The organism is Nonomuraea sp. NPDC003201 (genome assembly GCF_053590415.1).
In genome coordinates this window covers 24060-43924 of the sequence record NZ_JBSFTC010000068.1, presented here as the reverse complement: position 1 = coordinate 43924, position 19865 = coordinate 24060, and the positions used below count along the sequence as shown (strand labels likewise).

The following is a 19865-nucleotide window of genomic DNA, read 5'->3' as shown; positions in this document are numbered from 1 at the left end:
GTCACGGGCATGACCTGCGGGCACTGCGTGAGTTCGGTGAAGGAGGAGGTCGGTGAGGTGTCCGGGGTTACCTCGGTTGAGGTCGACCTGGCCAGTGGCCTGCTGACCGTGGAGAGCGACAGCCCTGTGGAGGCGGCGGACATCGTGGCCGCCGTCGAGGAAGCAGGGTATGAGGTGGCGAATCGGTCATGAACGCGGCGAAGAGTGATACCCCCGGGAGGCTCCAAGCGTCCGGGAACGACCACACGTGACCCGAGGAGAGATCACATGCGACGGCTCGCCGCGCTCGACCCCGCCGAAGCCCCGGAGAAGTCCCGGGAGTTGCTGAACGACATCATCGGCCGCACAGGCTCGGCCGGTGAGATGATCTCCACCATGGCGCACTCGCCGGCGATGCTCCAGGGCTACCTGGACCTGTCGCGAGCCATGAAGCGCAGCAAGCTGCCCCGCGCCCTCGGCGAGAAGATCTCGCTCGCCCTCCAGGAGTGGATCGGCTGCGGGCTCTGCCTCGACGCGCACGCGGCGGGCGCCCGGGCGGCGGGGCTGAGCGAGACGGACATCGCCCTCGCCCGCCAGGGCACCTCCACCGACGCCCGGGAGGCGGCGCTCATCGCGGTGGCCACCCGCGTGCTGGCCGAGCCGTCGTCGCTGACGGACGAGGACGTGGCCGAGTTGAGGGCTCATGGCTGGAGCGAGCGGATCATCGCGGAGATCCCCGGCCTGGTCGCCCTCAACCTGCTCACCGGCTCCTTCAACCTGCTGGCCGGCCTGAAGCCGGCCGAGCAGGCTACGTGAGCGGGCAGAAGCGGGTCTCGAAGAGCGTGCCGAAGGTCGTGAGGAAGTCGTTCCAGTCGCCGTTCAGGTTGGCGACCAGCGTGTGGGCGCCCTCGCGGTCGCCCATCGCGTACGTCACCGAGCCCTGGATGAAGCCGCCCCCGCCCCAGAGCGTGACCCCGCACGGGAGCTTCTGGGAGTAGACGCCGAGGCCGTACCTGGTGTTGGGGACCCAGTCCGCGCCCTCCGTCGAGACGGTGGTGAACATCTCCTTCTGCTGCGCGGGCGCGAGCAGGCGGCCGCGCAGCAGGGCCCGCAGGAACCGCTGCAGGTCGGAGGTGGTCGAGACCATCCCGCCGGCGGCCCCGGCCCAGCTCAGGTCCGCGTGCGTCACGTCGTGGACCTCCGCGGGCCCGCCGGCCTCGTCGAACTTCGAGTAGTGCCGGGCGTGCGGGTCGCGGATCGTGTTGTCGGCGCCGGGCAGGTACGTGCCCGTCAGGTGCAGCGGGCCGGCGATGCGGCGGTCGATCTCGTCGGCGATGGTCGAACCCGTCGCCCGCTCGACGATCATCCCCGCCAGGTTGTAGTTGACCTTGGAGTAGATGAAGCGCTTGCCGGGCTCCTCGGGGCGCGGGGTCTCCTGGCCGGGGACGGCGTCGGGGAGCCCGCTGGTGTGGTTGAGCAGCTGCCTGATCGTGATCTTGGTGCCGTCCCCGCCGAGGTGCTCCTCCACCACGCCGGGCAGCCACTTCGCCACCGTGTCGTCCAGGCTCAGCTTGCCGTCGGCCGCCACCTGCAGGACCACCGTGCCCACGAACGCCTTGGTGAAGCTCCCGATGCGGAAGTGCTCGCCCGGCCGGCGGTGGCGTCCGCTCTCCAGGTCGGCCACTCCCGCCGTCCCGAACCACGGTGCCGCGTCGCCGTCCCTGAGCTCGGCGACGACGCCGGGACCGCCGCCGTCGGCCACGGCCTGGTCGAGCGCGCGCTGGAGCTTGGCGTGGCCCCGGTCGGCCGCGGCGACGGGGATCGTCATCATGGTGGCCGTCGCGGTCAGGGCGGCGACGAGCAGGCCGGTACGGAGCATGGACATGGAGCCTCCATGGAGGTCGGAAGGGGCGTGGTCATCCACCGGGCAGAGGCGCCGGGGATGACAAGCAACGCTAGTTGACTAATCCGGGCTTAGTCAACATGAGTTGCTTGAAAGCCCTCTCCGATCCCCGGGCTCACGAAGGGCCGCTGACGTACCGGAGGGTCAGCTCGACCCTCATCATGAAGAGCGTCGTCGAGAACCGGCCACTGCCCCTGTGAGCCCCTGGTCACCCGAGCCCGTGGTAGGCCAGGTTCGCGGCCAGGGCGGCCACCGCCAGCGAGGAGAACACGGCCCACGGGCCGAAGTGGTAGTCGCGGGCCCGCAGGTGGGCGGCGAACGCCCCGAGGAAGTACAGCACCAGCCCGGCGGCGGCGAGCGTGCCCAGCGCCGGCACGGCGAACCCGGCCAGCAGCCCCAGCGCGCCCGCCCCCAGCAGCAGCCCCAACGGGAGCGTCCAGGACCGGGGGACGCGCATGATGTCCGCCTGGCGCTTCGGGTAGTCGTGGCCGATGAGGTTGGCGACGGCGGCCAGGCCGATGATCGCCGAGGCGAGGAGGGTGATGACGAGGTAGGCGGCGAACACGAAGGTCTCCTTCTCCATGAGGACGACGGCAGGTCGATCGCCTCACGGACGGGGCAGCGCCCCGGGGAGTGACAACATGCTCATGTGACATAGGTCATGCCGCCACGCCGGCGAGCTTCTCCGGGTTGCTGACCACGTGCACCGTCTTGATCGCCCCGTCCAGCAGGTGCAACGTGATCGCCAGCACCGGCGTGCGTCCCGAGCGGACGACGATCCCCGGGCCGCCGTTGACCTGGAGCACCTGAGCGTGCGAGTCGCCGGGCATGCGCCTGGAGAGGATGACGATCGCGCGGGCCACGTACTCGTGTCCGTGGATCGCCTTGCGGGGTGCGCCGGTGAGGCCGCCGCCGTCGCTCACCATCGTCACGTCCGGCGCCAGCACCTCCAGCAGGGCTTCCAGGTCGCCGCCGAGGCAGGCGGCCAGGAACCGCTCGGTGGCCTGCTGCCTGGTCGCCGGGTCGGCGTCGTAGCGGTGGCGCCGTTCCTCGACGGCCTTCCTGGCGCGGTGCGCGATCTGCCGCACCGCCGCGTGGTTGCGCCCGACGAAGTGCGCTATCTCGGCGTGGTTGTAGCCGAAGGCCTCGCTCAGCACGAACACCGCGCGCTCCGTCGGCGACAGGACCTCCAGCACGAGCAGCATCGCGGTCGACACCGAGTCGGAGAGCACCACGTCCTCGGCGACATCCGGGAGGGTGAGCATCGGCTCGGGCAGCCACGGCCCGACGTAGGACTCGCGCCGTACGCGTGCGCTGCGCAGCCGGTCGATCGCCAGCCGGGTGGCCACCCGTACCAGATAGCCCTCGGCGTCCGCGACGGTGGCCACGTCGACGCGGCTCCAGCGCAGCCAGGCGTCCTGCACCACGTCCTCGGCCTCGGTGACGCTGCCCAGCACCCGGTACGCCACGGCGTGCAGCAGACCCCGGTGCTCGGTGAACGTCCGCTCGGCCTCAGGCATTCGCGTCATGAGAAGGGCTTACCAGGACCACAAGCGGACCGCATCACTTGTCAAGGTCCGGTGTCAGGGCTACGATCACACCGACCTTTAGGAAACTTTCCTAAATAAGGAGTGGGGTCCGTGGTCCGTCCCCGTCGTCGCGGGATCCTGTCGTCGCTCGCCATCGCCCTGGCGATCCCCCTGATCATCGCCGTCCTGTCCCCGCCCGCCGCCGTGGCCCGGACGGCGCCGGCCACCTTCGCGCATCCCGGCGTGCTCGTCAGCAAGGCCCAGCTCGACTTCGTCCGCACCAAGGTCAGCGCCGGGGCCCAGCCGTGGAAGGGCGCCTACGACCAGATGATCGCGAGTCCGCTCGCGTCGTTGTCGCGGACCCCGAAGCCGCGGGCCGTCGTGGAGTGCGGCCCGTACTCCAACCCCAACAACGGCTGCACGGACGAGCGCCAGGACGCGCTGGCCGCCTACACCGACGCGCTGGCCTGGTACATCTCCGGGGACAGCCGGTACGCGCAGAAGGCGATCCAGATCATGGACGCCTGGTCCGCCGTGATCACCGACCACACCAACAGCAACGCGCCGCTCCAGACCGGTTGGGCGGGGTCGTCCTGGCCCAGGGCGGCCGAGATCATCCGCTACACCTACACCGGGTGGTCCGCCACGGGCGTCAACCGCTTCACGACCATGCTCCGTGACGTCTACCTTCCCGAGATCATCAACGGCAGCGCCCGCACGAACGGCAACTGGGAGCTGACGATGATGGACGCGACGATCGGGATCGCGGTGTTCCTGCAGGACAAGGCCGCCTACGACAAGGCCGTGAGCACGTTCCGGGCCCGCGTGCCCGCCTACATCTACCTCACCACCGACGGCGCCTTCCCCAAGGGCCCGGCCGGCAGCGGCATCGACACCCGGGCCGAGGTCGTCGACTACTGGCAGGGCCAGGACACCTTCGTCGACGGGCTCTCCCAGGAGACGTGCCGCGACTTCACCCACACCGGGTACGGCCTGGCGTCGATCGCGCACATCGCCGAGACGGCCCGGATCCAGGGCCAGGACCTCTATCCCGAGATCGCCGACCGGCTGCGGCACGCGCTCGGCCTGCACGCCAAGTACCAGCTCGGCACGGCCGTGCCGGCGTGGCTGTGCGGCGGGAGCCTCACCCTGGGCCTCGGGCCGGTCACCGAGGTCGGCTTCAACGCCCTGCACAACCGCATGGGCATCGCGATGAGCAACACGCAGGCCCTCACCGAGCAGCAGCGCCCGGCGGGCACCAACAACCTCTTCGTCGCCTGGGAGACCCTCACCCACGCCGGCAATCCCCACTAGGCCGGACATAAATCTGCTACATAAGTCTTTCGCAGCGCCATAAAACTGTGGCAAGTTGAGTACCTGTGAGCGTGCGGGGCATGACCGCATCCAGCGCGTCCGCGCCCCGCGCCCAGGAGCTCGCCACAGGAGGACTGCGATGACCCAGACGTTGCCGGAGCGGTGCGGGGTGGTGGGCGGCGGGCGCATGGGCGCCGGCATCGCCCACGCGCTGCTCCTCGCGGGCTGCCACGTGACGCTGGTGGAGCGCGACGGCGAGGCCGCGGCCGCCGCGCGGGACCGGGTGGCGCGGGCGGTCGAGGGCAGCGCGAAGCGCGGCCTGATCGAGGACGCCGGCGCGCCGATGGCCCGCCTCGACACGGTGACGGACCCCGCCGGGCTGGCCGCGGCCGGGCTGGTGATCGAGGCGGTGCCCGAGGACGTCGACCTCAAGCTCGTCACGCTGCGCGCCGCCGAGGACGCGGTCGGGCCGGCGACCGTGATCGCCTCCAACACCAGCAGCATCTCGCTCGACACGCTCGCCCAGGCGCTCGCCCGCCCCGAGCGCTTCCTCGGGCTGCACTTCTTCAACCCCGTCCCGGCCAGCAGGCTCGTCGAGGTGGTCATCGCGACCGCCACCGACCCGGCCCTGCGGGAGCGGGCCGTGGCGTGGGTCGAGGCCATCGGCAAGGTGGCCGTGGTCGTCCGCGACTCGCCCGGCTTCGCCAGCAGCAGGCTCGGCGTCGCCCTCGGGCTGGAGGCGATCCGCATGGTCGAGTCCGGCGTCGCCTCGGCCGAGGACATCGACGCCGCGATGACGCTCGGCTACGGACACCCGACCGGGCCGCTGCGCCTGACCGACCTCGTCGGCCTGGACGTTCGGCTGGGCATCGCCCGCTACCTCGAACGCGAGCTCGGCCCCCGCTTCACCCCGCCCGACCTGCTCGTCCGGCTCGTCGAGCAGGGCCACCTGGGGCGCAAGAGCGGCAAGGGCTTCTACGACTGGAGCGAGTCGTGAGCACGCTGGAGAGCTACCTCGAAGGGGCCTGGCGCGCCGGACGAGGCGAAGGCGTCCCGGTCGCCGACGCCGTGACCGGTGAGATCGTCACCCGGGTCAGCGGCGAGGGGCTCGACCTCGCCGCCGCGGTGGCGTACGCCCGCCGCACCGGCCTGGCCGCGCTCGGCGAGCTGACCTTCCCGCAGCGGGCCGCCGCGCTCAAGGCCGCGGCCCTGGCGCTGCAGGAGCGCAGGCAGGAGCTGTACGAGCTGTCGGCCCGGGCCGGCGCCACCCTGCGGGACGCGCAGGTGGACGTGGACGGCGGCATCGGCACGGCCCTGGTGTACGCGAGCCTGGCCCGCAAGGGCCTGCCCGACCACACGCTGATCGTCGAGGACGACCCGATCCCGCTCGGCAGGGGCGGCACGTTCGCGGGCCGCCACGTCCTCACCACCCCGCGCGGCCTCTCCCTGCAGATCAACGCGTTCAACTTCCCGGTCTGGGGCATGCTGGAGAAGCTCGCGCCCGCGCTGCTCGCCGGGCTGCCTGCGATCGTCAAGCCCGCCACCCCGACCGCCTACATCGCCGCGCACGCCGTGCGGATCATCGCGGGCGCGCTGCCGCCGGGCGCGATCCAGCTCGTGGCGGGGAGCGTGTCCGGGCTGTTCGACCTGCTCGGCGGGCAGGACCACATCGGCTTCACCGGCTCGGCGGCCACGGCCGCCCGGCTGCGGTCCGACCCGGCCGTCACCCGCCGCTCGGCCCGCTTCAACGCCGAGGCCGACTCGCTGAACTGCTCGGTGCTCGGTCCGGACGCGGTGCCGGGGGAGCCGGAGTTCGACCTGTTCGCCGACGCCCTGGTGACCGAGATGACGGTCAAGGCGGGGCAGAAGTGTACGGCGATCCGGCGCGCGTTCGTCCCCGCCGAGCTCATCGACGCGGTGGCGGAGGCGATCGCGGCCAGGCTGGCGAAGGTCGTCGTGGGCGCCCCCGGCGCCGAAGGCGTGACCATGGGTGCGCTGGTCGGGCAGGCCCAGCGCAGGGACGTCCGGGCCGCGGTCGCGCGGCTCGCCTCGGCCGGCACGGTGGTCTTCGGTGACGCGCAGACGGTGGAGGTGGTCGGCGCGGACGCCGAGCGCGGCGCGTTCCTGTCGCCGCTGCTCCTGCGCGTGGACGACACCGTCCATCCGGAGCCGCACGAGATCGAGGCCTTCGGGCCGGTGAGCACGCTCATGCCCTACAGCGGGGTCGCCGGGCTGAACGAGCTGATCGCCCGCGGCGAGGGCTCGCTGGCCGGCTCGGTGGTGTCGTACGACGCGGACTTCGTCCGGAAGGTCGTGCTCGGCGCCGCCGCCCACCACGGCCGCCTGCTGGTGCTCGACCGCGACAGTGCGGGGGAGTCCACCGGGCACGGCACGCCCATGCCTCAGCTCGTCCACGGCGGCCCCGGCCGGGCGGGCGGCGGCGAGGAGGAGGGCGGCCTGCGCGCCGTCCACGCCCACCTCCAGCGCACCGCCCTCCAGGGCAGCCCGGCAACACTCGACTCAATCCTGAAGTAACGACAAACAAGCGTAGAGAGAGCAGCGATGAGCACCGACTCCCGTACCGGCGCCGCCCCCCTGCCCAGCGGCCCGCTCAGCCGCGTGGACTACAGCGAGCGCATCCCCAACAACGTCGACCTCGCGGGCGACCGCCGCCTGCAGCGGGCGCTGGAGGGCTGGCAGCCGAAGTTCCTGGACTGGTGGAAGCAGCTCGGCCCGGCCCTGCCGACCAAGGATGTCTACCTGCGCACGGCGGTGGCCGTGGGCCGCGACGGCTGGGCGCACTTCGAGCACGTCCCCATGGAGGAGTACCGCTGGGGGATCTTCCTGGCCGAGCGCGACCCCGACCGCAAGGTCAACTTCGGCAAGCACAAGGGCGAGCCCGCCTGGCAGGAGGTGCCCGGCGAGCACCGCGCCGACCTGATGCGGCTGATCGTCGTCCAGGGCGACACCGAGCCCGCCAGCGTCGAGCAGCAGCGCGTCCTCGGCAACACCGCGCCCAGCATCTACGACCTGCGCAACCTCTTCCAGGTCAACGTGGAGGAGGGCCGCCACCTGTGGGCCATGGTCTACCTGCTGCACGCCTACTTCGGCAGGGAGGGCCGCGAGGAGGCCGAGCAGCTGCTCAAGCGCAACTCCGGCGACCTGGACTCGCCGCGCATCCTGGGCGCGTTCAACGAGGAGACCACCGACTGGCTGCAGTTCTTCATGTTCACGTACTTCACCGACCGTGACGGCAAGTACCAGCTCGGCACGCTCAAGGAGTCGGCGTTCGACCCGCTGGCGCGCACGTGCGAGTTCATGCTCAAGGAGGAGGCCCACCACATGTTCGTGGGCACCACCGGGGTCCAGCGGGTGCTGGAGCGCACGGCCGAGCTGATGAAGGAGCACGGCACGGCCGACGTCCTGCCGTACGGCGGCATCCCGCTGGACGTCATCCAGAAGTACCTGAACTTCCAGTTCTCGGTCTCGATGGACCTGTTCGGCTCGGAGCAGTCGACCAACGCGGGCAACTACTTCACCTCCGGGCTGAAGGGCCGCTGGATGGAGACCCGGCGCAAGGACGACCACGTGCTGCTGGAGGCCACCCGCGAGCTGCGCCACGTCGAGGACGGCCAGATCAAGGTCAGGACGGTGCCGATGCTCAGCGCGCTCAACCTGGATCTGCGCGACGAGTACGTGGCCGACTGCGCCAACGGCGTGCGCCGCTGGAACCAGGCCCTCGAGGACGCCGGGCTGGACGAGCGGCTGTACCTGCCGCACGAGGGCTTCAACCGCAAGGTCGGCGTCTACGCCGGCCACCACGTGACCCCGCACGGCGAGGTCCTCGACGAGGCCGCCTGGCAGGCCCGCGCCCACGGGTGGCTGCCCACCCCCGAGGACCGCGAGCAGGTCGCCGCCCTCATGGTCCCCGAGTACGAGTACGGCAAGTTCGCCGGCTGGATCGCCCCGCCGAAGACCGGCATCAACGACCAGCCGGTGGAGTTCGACTACGTGCACCTGGCCGACGAAGGACTCCTCTAGTGCCGGGCGGCGGCCTCTTCGTCCATGAGGTCCCATTCGGCCTGCGCGCGCCGGTGCCAGCGGTTGTGCAGGTCGTGGAAGACGGCCGCCGCCCGGGGCCCCGGCCAGGCGTGGTCGAGCAGCTCGGCCGGCAGGTCGGGGTCGAGGAACGGGAAGCGGCGCCACTCCTGGATGAGCAGCACCTGGTTGACGAACGCCTCCCGGCCGGAGGCGACCGCGCGGCCCTCGAACTGCTCGATGAAGCTCACGTAGCGCTTCTCCACGTCGTCGAGGTCCCACGCGGCCGAGATCAGCTTGGCGGTGTCGCCGATGCCCGCCGACGGCCCGGTCCAGGCGTAGGCCCGGTCGGTCAGGTCCAGCTCGCGGATGACCTCGCGTACGGCGGCCTCCTTGGAGGCGTCGGGGATCACCCAGAGCGCGGGGGAGGGGGAGCCGAGCCCGAGCCAGGTCAGCTTGGTGCGCAGCCGGTGCCGGAGCTGGCGCTGGGTCTCGGGCACGCCGGCGGTGAGCACGAGCCAGCGGCCGTCCCACTGGTGGGGGGCGCGCATGAAGCCGTAGATGCGCTCGGTGCCCTCGCGCAGCAGCCGGTCGCCGGCCTCGGTCAGCCTCCAGCGCACCTTGCGGCCGTGCCGCTCGGACTCCAGCAGCTCCTCGGCGGCGGTGCGGGCCAGGGCCTGGCGCGCGGACTTCTCCTCCACGCCGAGCGCGCCGAGCGCGGCCACCAGCGTGCCCGTCCACACCTCGCCCCCGCGCGGCAGGACGAACTCGCCCAGGACCGTCAGCAGCGTCGACCGCGCGCTGGCGGACGCCTTCTCGCGCGGGCGCTCCGCGGACTCGGCCGGCACGGTTGCCCTCCCGTCGTTCGACACGCTCGTGACGCGCATTCTGCCAGGTCGGGCACCCTCGCGGATGCGCATCCAGGCAGAAGCACTACAAACACTTGACGCTACTCATGATAGACGTCGAATATTAGGACCAAGGTCCCACGCCTCCCGGAGCACGCATTGACTGTCACCTTCGCGACCTCCCCAGACCGCTACCGCCACTGGACTCTCGCGGTGGACGGGGCGGTGGCCACCGTCACGCTGCGCGTGGATGAGCACGGCGGCCTCGTCCCCGGCTACGAGCTGAAGATGAACTCCTACGACCTCGGCGTCGACATCGAGCTGTACGACGTCGTCCAGCGCCTGCGCTTCGAGCACCCCGAGGTCAGGGCGGTCGTGCTCACCGGCGGCCTGGACCGGATGTTCTGCGCCGGGGCCAACATCCGGATGCTGGCGCAGTCCACGCACGCGTGGAAGGTCAACTTCTGCAAGTTCACCAACGAGACCCGCAACGGCATCGAGGACGCCACCGAGCACTCCGGCCAGACCTGGATCGCCGCGCTCAACGGCACCGCCGCCGGCGGCGGCTACGAGCTCGCGCTGGCCTGCGACCAGATCGTCCTGGTCGACGACGGCTCCTCGGCCGTCTCCCTGCCCGAGGTGCCGCTGCTCGGCGTGCTGCCGGGCACCGGCGGGCTGACCCGCGTGGTGGACAAGCGGCACGTGCGCAAGGACCGCGCCGACCTGTTCGCGACCAAGTCCGAGGGCTTCCGCGGTCGCACGGCCATGGAGTGGGGCCTGGTGGACGCCGCCGTGCCGCGCCACTCGTTCGAGGAGGAGGTGACCAGGCGGACGGACGCGGCGGTTGCATCCTCCGCCCGGCCCTCGGCCGCCACGGGCGTGGCCCTGACGCCGCTCGACCGCAAGGACGACGGCGACGCCATCACGTACCCGTACGTGACCGCCCGGATCGACCGGGCCGGCCGCCGGGTCGAGATCACCGTGGACGGCCCCGGCGACGTCCCGCCCGCCGAGCCTGCGGAGCAGGGCGCCGGCTACTGGCCGCTCGCCGTGACCCGCGCGCTGGACGACCTGATCCTGCACCTGCGCACCAACGAGCCCGAGCTCGGCATCTGGGTGCTGCGCGCGGCCGGCGACCCCGACCGGGTGCTGGCCTACGACGCCCAGCTCCGCGAGCGGGCCGGGCACTGGTTCGTCAACGAGGTGCGCCACTACTACAAACGCACGCTCAAACGCCTCGACGTCACCAGCCGCAGCCTCATCGCCGTCATCGAGCCGGGCACGGCCTTCGCGGGCCTGCTCGCCGAGCTGGCCCTGGCCGCCGACCGGCAGTACATGCTGGAGGGCGTCTACGAGGGCCGCGACGAGGCCGCCGTCCCCGCCACCCTCGTCCTCACCCCGTCCAACGACGGCCTCCTCCCGATGGGCAACGGCCTGTCCCGCCTGCGTTCCCGCTTCTGGGGCAACGACCAGGACCTGGAGGCCGCCCGCGCCCGGTTCGGCGAGCCGCTGGAGGCGGCCGCCGCGATGGAGCTCGGCCTGGTCACCCTCGCCCTGGACGACATCGACTTCGAGGACGAGCTGCGCATCGTGCTGGAGGAACGCGCCTCGCTCTCGCCCGACGCGCTGACCGGCATGGAGGCCAACCACCGCTTCGCCGGCCCGGAGACGCTGGAGACGAAGATCTTCGGCCGCCTCACCGCCTGGCAGAACTGGATCTTCGTCCGGCCCAACGCCTCCGGCCCCGACGGGGCGCTGCGCCGCTACGGCACCGGCCGCAAGGGCGACTACGACCGCAAGAGGGTCTGAGACCATGACCATGTTCAACGCGGGCGACTGGCTCGTCCACCGCCACGTCCGCGAGGGGCGCGGGGACCGGGTGGCGGTCCGCGGCGGCGTCACGCTCACGTACGCGCAGCTGTCGGACCTCGTGGCGACCGCCACGGCCGCCCTGCGGGCACTCGGCCTGCGGCGCGACGACCGCGTGGTCTTCGTCACCAGCGACGGCGTCCCCATGTTCGCGGGGATCCTGGCGGCCTTCTGCGGCGGGTTCGTGGCCGTGCCGGTCTCGACCATGCTGGGCGCCAAGGAGCTCGGCGCGATCATCGCCGACTCCGGCGCCGCCGCCGTCGTCGCCGGAGCCGAGTACGCCCCCCAGGTCCAGGAGGCGCTCAGCCTGGCGCCCGAGGTGCGGCACGTGGTGTGGGAGGGCGACCCGCCACCCGGGAGCACGTCCCTGACGTGGGAGGAGCTGCTCCGCGCGGGCGGGGGAGAGCGGCGCGAGCCCGCCCCCACGCTGGAGGACTCCTGGGCCCTGTGGCTCTACACCTCCGGCACCACCGGCGTCCCCAAGGGCGCCATGCACCGGCACGCCAACGTCAGGCACGTCTGCCAGACCTACGGCGACCAGGTGCTCGGCATCCGGCCCGACGACGTCTGCTTCTCCGTCGCCAAGCTGTTCTTCGCCTACGGCATCGGCAACTCGATGTTCTTCCCGCTCTCGGCCGGAGCCGCGACCGTGCTGGAGCCGCGCCGCCCCGCCCCCGCCGTGACCGCCGAACGGATGGCCGCCGACCGCCCGACCCTGTTCTTCGCCGTCCCCACCTTCTACGCCGCGCTGCTGGCCGCCGACCTGCCCGCCGGCACGTTCGCCTCCGTACGGCTGGGCGCCTCGGCCGGGGAGGCGCTGCCCGCGCCGCTCCAGGAGCGGTTCACCGGCCGCTTCGGCGTGGAGATCATCGACGGCATCGGCTCCACCGAGGCGCTGCACATCTTCCTGTCCAACCGGCCCGGCGACGTGCGCCCCGGCACCACCGGCCGCCCCGTGCCCGGGTACGACATCGAGCTGCGCGACCCCGACGGCCGGCTCGTCGCCGACGGCGAGCCTGGCGCGCTGCACGTACGCGGCGAGTCCATCGCCCTGGGCTACTGGCGGCGCACCGACGCCAGCCGAGCCGTGTTCGCGGGCCGGTGGCTCAACACCGGCGACACCTACACCCGCTCTCCCGAGGGCTACTACACCTGCCTGGGCCGCAGCAACGACCTGCTCAAGGCGGGCGGCATCTGGGTCTCGCCCGCCGAGGTCGAGAGCCGGCTGCTGGAGCACCCGGCGGTCCTGGAGGCGGCCGTGGTGGGCGTGGCCGACGAGCACGGGCTGGACAAACCGGTCGCCTGCGTCGTCGCCCAGGGGCAGGTCACCGCCGAGGAGCTCGTCCAGTGGTGCCGCGACGGCCTGGCCGCCTTCAAACGGCCCCGCCGGGTGGTCTTCCTCGACCGGCTGCCCAAGACCGCGACCGGCAAGATCCAGCGCTTCCGGGTGCGCGAGCTCCTCGCCGAGGAGGCCCGCGCGTGAACGTCGACGTGCTGATCATCGGCGCCGGTCCCGTGGGCCTGTTCGGCGCCTACTACGCCGGGGTCCGCGGCCTGCGCACGGCGGTGGTCGACTCGCTCGGCCAGGTCGGCGGCCAGGTGAGCGCCATGTACCCGGAGAAGCAGATCTACGACATCGCCGGGTTCCCGGCCGTCTCCGGCCGCCGCCTCATCGCCAATCTGGTCGAGCAGGCCGCCCCGTACGAACCGGCGTACGTGCTCGGGGAGGAGGCCCAGCGGCTCGAACGCGCCCCGAGCGGCCGGCTCGTGGTCAAGACCGGCGCGGGCACCGAGATCACCGCCGGGGCCGTCATCGTGACCGGCGGCATCGGCACCTTCACACCCCGCCCGCTCCCGGCCGGGGAGGAGTTCCTCGGCCGGGGCCTGGCGTACTTCGTGCCCGAGTCCGCGGACTACGCGGGCCGGGACGTCGTCATCGTCGGCGGCGGCGACAGCGCCGTGGACTGGGCCCTCATGCTCCACCCCGTCGCGCGCAGCGTCACGCTGGTCCACCGCCGCGCCGCCTTCCGCGCCCACCACGGCTCCGTGGAACGGCTCACCGCGTCGCCGGTCGAGGTCGTCGTCAACGCCCAGGTCACCGCCGCCCTCGGCGGCGACCGGCTGGAACGCGTCGAGCTCAGCACCGGGCGGGCCCTCCCGTGCCAGCGGCTGGTCGCCGCCCTCGGCTTCACCGCCAACCTCGGCCCGCTGCGCGAATGGGGCCTCGACCTGCACGACAACCGCCACCTGGTCGTCGACTCCGCGATGCGCACCAACGTGCCCGGCATCTTCGCCGCCGGAGACATCGCCGACTACGACGGCAAGGTCCGGCTGATCGCGACCGGCTTCGGCGAGGTGGCCACGGCCGTCAACAACGCCGCCGTGCACCTCGACCCCGCCGCCCAGCTCTTCCCGGGGCACTCCACCGACAACCCCGCCCCGGGTCCGTAACCAGGAGATTCACCATGCCGTACGTCATCGCCGAACCCTGCATCGACGTCATGGACAAGTCGTGCGTCGAGGAGTGCCCGGTCGACTGCATCTACGAGGGGGACCGCAAGCTCTACATCAACCCCAAGGAGTGCATCGACTGCGGCGCCTGCGAACCCGTCTGCCCCGTCGAGGCGATCAGCCAGGACCGGCGGGTCGCCGACGAGCACGCCGCGTTCGTCGAGGACAACCGCCGCTTCTTCGTCGAGGTGCTGGACGGGCGCGACGCGCCGCTCGGCGCGCCCGGCGGTTCGGGCAGAACCGGCCGGATCGGGGTGGACACCCCCATGGTCGCGGGCAGGTAAGGAGCATGATCGACGGCATCCCCCTCATCGACGCGCACGTCCACGTGCCGCTGCTCGGCACCCTCAAGCCCGCCTGGTTGCGCTGGGCCCGCGACTTCGGCGAGCACGGCGTGCTGGAGGACGTCTGGGACTCCGCGGGCAGGCCGCGCCCCGACCGCCTGGACGAGCTCTTCGCCGCCCAGGGCGTGGACGTCGCGCTGCTGTTCTGCGAGTACAGCCCCAAGGCGACCGGCACGCAGGCGTTCGAGGACCTGCTGCCGATCGTCGAGCACAACCCGGTCCGCTTCCGGCCGGTCGCCAACGTCAACCCGCACCTGCATTTCCCGCTCGCCGACGAGCTGCGCCGCCAGCTCGACCTCGGCGCAGCCGCGCTCAAGCTGCACCCCGTGCACGGCGGGTTCCGCTGCGACGACGCCGCCCTCTACCCCGCCTACCACGTGCTGGAGGAGCGCGGCGTCCCGCTCGTCGTCCACTGCGGCACCAGCTCCTTCCCGGGCGCGGCCAACGAGAACGCCGACCCGGGCTTCCTCATCCCGGTCGTCCGCGACTTCCCCGGCCTCAACGTGGTGCTCGCGCACGGCGGGCGCGGCTGGTGGTACGACGCCGCCGCCTTCCTCGCCCTGTCCCACGACACCGTGTGGCTGGAGCTGTCCGGCCTGCCGCCCAAGCGGCTGCCCGAGTACTACGCCAGGTACGACCTCACGCGGCTCGGCCGGAAATGGATCTTCGGCACCGACTGGCCCGGCGTCCCCGGCACCGCCGCCAACGCCCGGGCCGTCGCGGGACTCCTGCCCGACGAGGTGGCCAGGGCCGTGCTCGCCGGGAACGCGACGAAGGTGTACGCCGGCCTGCGCACGGGGGAGTGACCCATGCCCGTCTACGCCCTCGGCGACCAGGTGCCCCGGATCCACCCGGACGCCTACGTCCACCCCGACGCCGTCGTCATCGGCAGCGTCGTCATCGGCGCCGAGTCGTCGGTCTGGCCGTCCGCCGTGCTGCGCGCCGACTTCGGCCGCATCGAGATCGGCGAGCGCACCTCCATCCAGGACGGCACCATCCTGCACACCACCGAGCAATGGCCCACCGTCATCGGCAGCGACTGCGTCGTCGGGCACAACGCCCACCTCGAAGGCTGCACCATCGAGGACCGCTGCCTCATCGGCTCCGGCTCGGTGGTGCTCAACCGCGCCGTGGTGCGTACGGGCTCGGTGGTGGGCGCCCAGGCCCTCGTACCCGAAGGGCTGGAGGTGCCGCCCGGCCACATGGCGCTCGGCGTGCCCGCCCGCCCCAGGCCGATGGAAGGGGCCGCGCAGAGCGAGTGGATCGGCTTCGGCGTGGACGAGTATCGCGCCAACGCCAAGCGCTACCGCCATGAGCTGCGCCGGCTCGACCCCTGACCTGCTCCCACGTCAGCGGCGCCGCTCCAGGAACGCGGTCATGCGCTCGTGCTTCTCCTCCGTCTCGAACAGCACGGCCTGCGCCACGTCGTCGAAGCGCGGATGCGCGCCGGGCGGGGCCGCCAGCGCGAGCTTGGTCAGGCGCAGCGCGAGCGGCGCGTTCTTCGCGATCCGGGCGGCCAGCCGGTCCGCCGCGGCCGGCAGCTCGTCCTGCGGCACCAGCTCGTTGACCAGCCGGACGGCCAGCGCCTCCTCGGCCGAGAGCACCCTCCCGGCGAGCAGGATCTCCTTGGCCAGCGGCTCGCCGACCAGCTCGCGCAGCCGCCAGCAGGCCCCGGCGGCGGCCATGATGCCGAGCCCCGCCTCCGGGTTGCCGAAGCGGGCCCGCGGGGTGGCGAGGCGGAAGTCGCAGGCGTAGGCCAGCTCGGCGCCGCCGCCCAGGGCGGGGCCGTCGACGGCGGCGATCGTGGGCATCGGCAGCCGGGCGATCCGGTCGAACAGGCCGCTGTTGATGCCCGCCAGCGCGTCCTCGCGGCGGCGCTCGCGCAGCTCGCGGATGTCCGCGCCGGCGGCGAAGATCCCGTCGGAGCCGGTGAGCACGAGGATGCGCGGCCGCCGCTCCAGCTCGGCGCAGACCGCGTGCAGGTCCGTCACCATGCCGGCGTCGATCGCGTTGCGCACCTGCGGCCGGTCCAGCCGGACCAGCATCCGGTCGGTCCCGTCCTCGATCTTCAGGGTGTCGTTCGGCGGCAGCACCGCGACCTCTTTCCTCGTCGTCATGTCTCAGCGATGGATCACGGGCAGGATCAGGCGGCTCGGGTGCCCGGGACCGTGGAGCACGCTGTTGGTCGCGACGACGACCTGGCCGGCGGTGTCCTCGGCGATGGTCCCGCCGGTGTTGGTGTTGCGGTCGTAGCGGGGGAAGTCGCTGGAGGAGACCTCGAGGCGGATCCGGTGCCCGGGCAGGAACACGTTGGAGGTCACCGACAGGTCCAGCGTGACCTCGTACACCTGGCCGGGGGTCAGCGGCTCCGGCTCGGCCAGGGAGCCGCGGTAGCGGGCGCGCAGGATGCCGTCGGTGAGGTAGATCGCCCGTCCGTCGGGGAAGACGTCGACGAGCTTGCCCGTGAAGTCGGTGTCGCGCGCCGACGAGGTGACGTGGAGGACGAGCGAGACGTGGCCGGTGACCTCGACCGGCTCCTCCAGCGCGGGGGTGGTGAAGCAGAGCACGTCGTCGCGGGCCTCGACCGGGCGCTGGTCGACCGGGCCGGCCCCGTTGACGGCGGCGGGCATCATGATCCGGCCGCCGCGGGTGGGCACCGGGTCGGCCGGGTCGTAGGTGTAGGTGTCGGTCGCCTCCGCCGTGGGCGGCCGAGGGGTGAGGACGCCGTCGCCGCCGGCGGTGTTGGCCCGGCCGGCGCCGTCGAGGAAGTAGTCGGTGTACGCGGTGTCGGGCAGCGGCCAGTCCTGCTCGTCGCGCCACTGGTCGATGCCCATGACGAAGATCCGTACGGGCGCGCCGTCGGCCGGCGCGTCGGTGCGGCCGCGCAGCCAGCGGTCGAAGAAGCGGATGTGCGCGCCGGTCAGGTCGGCCGCCATGCCGTTGGCGCTCATCCCGAACCGCCGGTCGTGGTAGGCCCCGTCCTGGTACAGGTGGTCCCAGGGGCCGATGATCAGCCGCTGCCCGTCGCGGGCCTCGGCGCTGCCGCCCTCGGCGCGCATCCGGGTGTAGGTACGGACGGTGCTGTCGACGAACAGGTCGAACCAGCCGCCGACATTCAGCGCGGGGACGGTCACCTGGTCGAACCGTTCGGCGACGGCGAGGTCCTGCCAGAACCGGTCCCGGGCCGGGTGCCGCAGCCACTCGGCCCACCAGGGCGACTGCTTGTTGAGCAGCGGCTGGTCGCCGATCGGCAGGGTGGCCAGATGCGGCTGCGGATCGGCCGCCATGCCGGCCGCCTCCATGAGGACGCCGGAGTCGCCCGCGATCTGCGCCGCCGTCAGCGTCATCATCGTGGTCCACGTCCAGGTCGTGTGCCACGAGAGCGCGCCGCCCGCGGAGTACCAGGGCGCGTGGTAGAAGTCGGTGCTGGTCACCGTCGGGGCGATCGCCTTGAGCCCGGCGGGGGCCTGCGACGCGCCGGCCCACTGTACGAAGCCGAGGTAGGAGGCGCCGTAGCCACCGATGTTGCCGTCGCACCACGGCTGCTCCAGGAGCCAGGCGATGGTGTCGGCGCCGTCGTGCGGGTCGTCCGTGTGGGGGGTGAACTCGCCGTTGGAGCGGAACCTGCCGCGCGTGTCCTGCCAGACGACCGCGTACCCGGCTTCGAGCAGGGCCTGCAGGTTGGGGGTGAGGGGAGATCCGCCGAGGCCCGGCAGGGCGTCCTTGCCGTAGGGGACGCGCACCAGCAGCGTGGGCGCGGGTGGTCCTTCGGGGATCCAGAGGTCGGTTGCGAGGGTCACCCCGTCGCGCATCGGCACCATGACGTCCTTTTCGACCGAGAAACGCATCCTAATCTCCTACGCCAGCACGCATCGCCGTCAGGATTTTGTAGCATTTTGCGTCCGCCTCTTTCTAGCGCACATCCTGACCGATCGGAAGGGTCCGGCGCCACCGCCCGTGCGTCAGGGGCGCTCGTCGGATCGGGGCCAGCGGGCCTTCAGCTCGAGCTCGGCCTTGGCCATGGCGGCCTGCAGCTGGTCGGGGCTGCCGGCCTCGAGGACGGTGCAGCGGAGGGGGTCGCGGCATTCGAAGGCGGTGTAGGCCTGCCGCCAGGCTCCCCAGGTGATGACCCAGCCCGGCCACCGCGCCTGCAGGGCGTTCAGGTCGCGATCGATGGCGGCCGAGGAGCCGGAGGCGCCGGCGTCCTGCCGCGGGGGCGGTTGGGCGGGTCCACCGCGCGAGCGGCGATGGCGGGGTCGCTGCGATCTCTCCGTGAGGTCTTCCCGGGTGGGCTCTTCCCGGTCGGGCGGCATGGGTGCTGGCATCAAGATCTCCATCGAGGGGGTAGATCGTGGTGCGTGCGGACGCTTATCCTTCCCACTCGGCATTCCCCGATGCAAGTACGTCTGCACATGCATTCCAAGAAAATTGCATATGCACGTGCACCAGCTGCACGTTGAAAGGGGGAAAGGGATCGAGAGTCCCATTTACAAGGGCATGTCGGCTTCTGTGTTGTATGGGGTGAAGTGCGCGGCGCGAATATCGATGCATGGTCAGAAAGAGCATGAAACAGTAGGTAACGTAAGGAACAATGTGTGCCTCGCCCGGCAAAAGGATCGATGATGATCGTTGCAGAGCCTGACGGAGACGGCGTCCCCACCGGCGTCGTACGTGGTGCCCGGAGCGGGCCGACCGCGTTGCGGATCATGGTGGGTACCCAGCTGCGCCGGCTGCGCGAGGCCAAGGGCATCACCGGCGAGAAGGCCGCGGACACCATCCGCGCCAGCCACTCCAAGATCAGCCGGATGGAGCTGGGCCGCAGCCCCTTCAAGCAGCGTGACGTGGCCGACCTGCTCACCCTGTACGGCATCACCGCTCCCGACGAGCGGGAGAAGGTGCTGGAGCTGGCCCGCCAGGCCAGCGCCCCGGGATGGTGGCATCAGTACAGCGACGTGCTCCCCGGCTGGCTCGAGCCCTACCTCGGGCTGGAGCAGGCGGCACGCACGATCCGCAACTACGAGGCGCAGTTCGTGCACGGCCTGCTGCAGTGCGAGCCGTACGCGCGGGCCGTCATCGGCATCCGGCACGGCGACGCGGACCCCGACGACCTCGATCGCCGGGTGGCGATGCGGATGCGCCGCCAGGACCTGCTCACCGACAGCGACGCGCCCATCCTTTGGGCGATCATGGACGAGGCGGTGCTGACCCGGCCGATCGGCGGCCGCGACGTCCAGCGGGCCCAGCTCGAGCACCTGCTCGCGGTCTGCGACCTGCCGAACGTCACCCTGCAGATCGTGCCCTTCCACATCGGCGGGCACGCGGCGGTGGGCGGCCCGTTCACGCTCTTACGCTTCGACGCCCCCGACCTGCCCGACGTGGTCTATCTGGAGCATCTCACCAGCGCGATGTACCTGGACAAGCCCACCGACATCGACGACTACAGCAAGGTGATGAACACCCTGACCATCCAGGCCGCTCCGAAGGAGGCGACTCCGTCGCTGCTCAAGGGCATGCTCGCAGAGCTCTGACC

Annotated in this window: 20 protein-coding genes; 13 read left to right on the top strand and 7 right to left on the bottom strand. The window is 71.9% G+C overall.

Features of this window, described 5'->3' with window-relative positions; all coding sequences use genetic code 11:
• Both ACWDX9_RS24305 and ACWDX9_RS24300 read left to right on the top strand, forming a co-directional pair.
• Positions 1 to 192, top strand: a 192-nt coding sequence (locus ACWDX9_RS24305; RefSeq protein WP_449957576.1) for a heavy-metal-associated domain-containing protein, incomplete at its 5' end; no start/stop codon positions are given.
• Positions 193 to 267: 75 nt separating this feature from the next.
• On the top strand, positions 268 to 795 hold the full coding sequence (locus tag ACWDX9_RS24300) for a carboxymuconolactone decarboxylase family protein (protein WP_449957574.1): 528 nt from the start codon (positions 268 to 270) through the stop codon (positions 793 to 795).
• On the opposite strand, the gene ACWDX9_RS24295 is transcribed toward ACWDX9_RS24300, so the two are convergent.
• From ACWDX9_RS24295 to ACWDX9_RS24285, 3 genes are all read right to left on the bottom strand, one after another.
• A complete protein-coding gene (locus ACWDX9_RS24295) occupies positions 788 to 1864 on the bottom strand; it encodes a serine hydrolase domain-containing protein (RefSeq protein ID WP_449957573.1) in 1077 nt (358 codons plus the stop codon). The genes ACWDX9_RS24300 and ACWDX9_RS24295 overlap by 8 nt on opposite strands.
• Before the next feature lie 226 nt (positions 1865 to 2090).
• Complete coding sequence (locus ACWDX9_RS24290) at positions 2091 to 2465, bottom strand: DoxX family protein (RefSeq protein ID WP_449957571.1); 375 nt, start codon at positions 2463 to 2465, stop codon at positions 2091 to 2093.
• Between the two features lie 76 nt (positions 2466 to 2541).
• Complete coding sequence (locus ACWDX9_RS24285) at positions 2542 to 3411, bottom strand: RNA polymerase sigma-70 factor (protein WP_449957569.1); 870 nt, start codon at positions 3409 to 3411, stop codon at positions 2542 to 2544.
• Positions 3412 to 3522: 111 nt separating this feature from the next.
• On the opposite strand from ACWDX9_RS24285, the gene ACWDX9_RS24280 reads away from it, so the two are divergent.
• The 4 genes from ACWDX9_RS24280 to boxB all read left to right on the top strand — a co-directional run bounded on the left by ACWDX9_RS24280 (position 3523) and on the right by boxB (position 8766).
• Positions 3523 to 4725, top strand: coding sequence for an alginate lyase family protein (locus ACWDX9_RS24280; RefSeq protein WP_449957567.1), 1203 nt, complete (start codon positions 3523 to 3525; stop codon positions 4723 to 4725).
• Between the two features lie 139 nt (positions 4726 to 4864).
• Positions 4865 to 5722, top strand: coding sequence for a 3-hydroxyacyl-CoA dehydrogenase family protein (locus ACWDX9_RS24275; protein ID WP_449957565.1), 858 nt, complete (start codon positions 4865 to 4867; stop codon positions 5720 to 5722).
• Positions 5719 to 7260 carry a phenylacetic acid degradation bifunctional protein PaaZ gene (paaZ, locus tag ACWDX9_RS24270; RefSeq protein WP_449957564.1) on the top strand — a complete coding sequence of 514 codons (1542 nt, stop codon included), beginning with the start codon at positions 5719 to 5721 and terminating at the stop codon, positions 7258 to 7260. Before ACWDX9_RS24275 ends, paaZ begins: the two co-directional genes overlap by 4 nt.
• 27 nt (positions 7261 to 7287) lie before the next feature.
• Positions 7288 to 8766, top strand: a complete 1479-nt coding sequence (gene boxB, locus ACWDX9_RS24265; protein WP_449957562.1) for a benzoyl-CoA 2,3-epoxidase subunit BoxB — start codon at positions 7288 to 7290, stop codon at positions 8764 to 8766.
• On the opposite strand, the gene ACWDX9_RS24260 is transcribed toward boxB, so the two are convergent.
• Positions 8763 to 9611, bottom strand: coding sequence for a PaaX family transcriptional regulator (locus ACWDX9_RS24260; protein ID WP_350738214.1), 849 nt, complete (start codon positions 9609 to 9611; stop codon positions 8763 to 8765). The two genes, boxB and ACWDX9_RS24260, sit on opposite strands and share 4 nt — an antisense overlap.
• Before the next feature lie 159 nt (positions 9612 to 9770).
• Here ACWDX9_RS24260 and boxC point away from each other — a divergent pair, with 159 nt between their 5' ends.
• From boxC to ACWDX9_RS24230, 6 genes are read left to right on the top strand one after another with little or no spacing between them, the layout of a single operon-like run.
• A complete protein-coding gene (gene boxC / locus ACWDX9_RS24255) occupies positions 9771 to 11420 on the top strand; it encodes a 2,3-epoxybenzoyl-CoA dihydrolase (RefSeq protein WP_449957560.1) in 1650 nt (549 codons plus the stop codon).
• A 4-nt stretch (positions 11421 to 11424) separates the two neighbouring features.
• A complete protein-coding gene (locus tag ACWDX9_RS24250) occupies positions 11425 to 12963 on the top strand; it encodes a benzoate-CoA ligase family protein (RefSeq protein ID WP_449957559.1) in 1539 nt (512 codons plus the stop codon).
• Entirely contained in the window at positions 12960 to 13931 is a 972-nt protein-coding gene (locus ACWDX9_RS24245; RefSeq protein WP_449957557.1) for an NAD(P)/FAD-dependent oxidoreductase, read from the top strand. Before ACWDX9_RS24250 ends, ACWDX9_RS24245 begins: the two co-directional genes overlap by 4 nt.
• Positions 13932 to 13945: 14 nt before the next feature.
• Positions 13946 to 14275, top strand: coding sequence for a ferredoxin (gene fdxA / locus ACWDX9_RS24240; protein ID WP_449957555.1), 330 nt, complete (start codon positions 13946 to 13948; stop codon positions 14273 to 14275).
• 5 nt (positions 14276 to 14280) lie between these two features.
• Positions 14281 to 15141: an amidohydrolase family protein gene (locus tag ACWDX9_RS24235; RefSeq protein WP_449957553.1), complete on the top strand. Its 861-nt coding sequence runs from the start codon at positions 14281 to 14283 to the stop codon at positions 15139 to 15141.
• 3 nt (positions 15142 to 15144) lie between these two features.
• Complete coding sequence (locus ACWDX9_RS24230; protein ID WP_449957551.1) at positions 15145 to 15672, top strand: gamma carbonic anhydrase family protein; 528 nt, start codon at positions 15145 to 15147, stop codon at positions 15670 to 15672.
• A gap of 12 nt (positions 15673 to 15684) precedes the next feature.
• Here the strand turns inward: ACWDX9_RS24230 and ACWDX9_RS24225 are convergent, their stop codons facing one another.
• The 3 genes from ACWDX9_RS24225 to ACWDX9_RS24215 form a co-directional block, all read right to left on the bottom strand.
• The gene (locus tag ACWDX9_RS24225) at positions 15685 to 16452 is read right to left on the bottom strand and encodes an enoyl-CoA hydratase/isomerase family protein (RefSeq protein WP_449957549.1); all 768 of its coding nucleotides are present in this window, start codon (positions 16450 to 16452) and stop codon (positions 15685 to 15687) included.
• A gap of 3 nt (positions 16453 to 16455) precedes the next feature.
• Positions 16456 to 18183, bottom strand: coding sequence for a CocE/NonD family hydrolase (locus ACWDX9_RS24220; RefSeq protein ID WP_449957547.1), 1728 nt, complete (start codon positions 18181 to 18183; stop codon positions 16456 to 16458).
• Between the two features lie 114 nt (positions 18184 to 18297).
• On the bottom strand, positions 18298 to 18660 hold the full coding sequence (locus tag ACWDX9_RS24215) for a hypothetical protein (protein ID WP_350738190.1): 363 nt from the start codon (positions 18658 to 18660) through the stop codon (positions 18298 to 18300).
• A gap of 294 nt (positions 18661 to 18954) precedes the next feature.
• On the opposite strand from ACWDX9_RS24215, the gene ACWDX9_RS24210 reads away from it, so the two are divergent.
• Positions 18955 to 19863: a helix-turn-helix domain-containing protein gene (locus ACWDX9_RS24210; protein WP_449957545.1), complete on the top strand. Its 909-nt coding sequence runs from the start codon at positions 18955 to 18957 to the stop codon at positions 19861 to 19863.
• Positions 19864 to 19865 lie beyond the last annotated feature (2 nt).

Excerpts from the sequence above, each read along its gene's own strand:
- ACWDX9_RS24300 (WP_449957574.1), top strand. The coding sequence starts at position 268 with ATGCGACGGCTCGCCGCGCTCGACCCCGCCGAAGCCCCGGAGAAGTCC.
- ACWDX9_RS24295 (WP_449957573.1), bottom strand. The coding sequence starts at position 1,864 with ATGTCCATGCTCCGTACCGGCCTGCTCGTCGCCGCCCTGACCGCGACG.
- ACWDX9_RS24290 (WP_449957571.1), bottom strand. The coding sequence starts at position 2,465 with ATGGAGAAGGAGACCTTCGTGTTCGCCGCCTACCTCGTCATCACCCTC.
- ACWDX9_RS24285 (WP_449957569.1), bottom strand. The coding sequence starts at position 3,411 with ATGACGCGAATGCCTGAGGCCGAGCGGACGTTCACCGAGCACCGGGGT.
- ACWDX9_RS24275 (WP_449957565.1), top strand. The coding sequence starts at position 4,865 with ATGACCCAGACGTTGCCGGAGCGGTGCGGGGTGGTGGGCGGCGGGCGC.
- boxB (WP_449957562.1), top strand. The coding sequence starts at position 7,288 with ATGAGCACCGACTCCCGTACCGGCGCCGCCCCCCTGCCCAGCGGCCCG.
- ACWDX9_RS24250 (WP_449957559.1), top strand. The coding sequence starts at position 11,425 with ATGACCATGTTCAACGCGGGCGACTGGCTCGTCCACCGCCACGTCCGC.
- fdxA (WP_449957555.1), top strand. The coding sequence starts at position 13,946 with ATGCCGTACGTCATCGCCGAACCCTGCATCGACGTCATGGACAAGTCG.
- ACWDX9_RS24235 (WP_449957553.1), top strand. The coding sequence starts at position 14,281 with ATGATCGACGGCATCCCCCTCATCGACGCGCACGTCCACGTGCCGCTG.
- ACWDX9_RS24230 (WP_449957551.1), top strand. The coding sequence starts at position 15,145 with ATGCCCGTCTACGCCCTCGGCGACCAGGTGCCCCGGATCCACCCGGAC.
- ACWDX9_RS24225 (WP_449957549.1), bottom strand. The coding sequence starts at position 16,452 with ATGACGACGAGGAAAGAGGTCGCGGTGCTGCCGCCGAACGACACCCTG.
- ACWDX9_RS24220 (WP_449957547.1), bottom strand. The coding sequence starts at position 18,183 with ATGCGTTTCTCGGTCGAAAAGGACGTCATGGTGCCGATGCGCGACGGG.
- ACWDX9_RS24215 (WP_350738190.1), bottom strand. The coding sequence starts at position 18,660 with ATGCCAGCACCCATGCCGCCCGACCGGGAAGAGCCCACCCGGGAAGAC.
- ACWDX9_RS24210 (WP_449957545.1), top strand. The coding sequence starts at position 18,955 with ATGATGATCGTTGCAGAGCCTGACGGAGACGGCGTCCCCACCGGCGTC.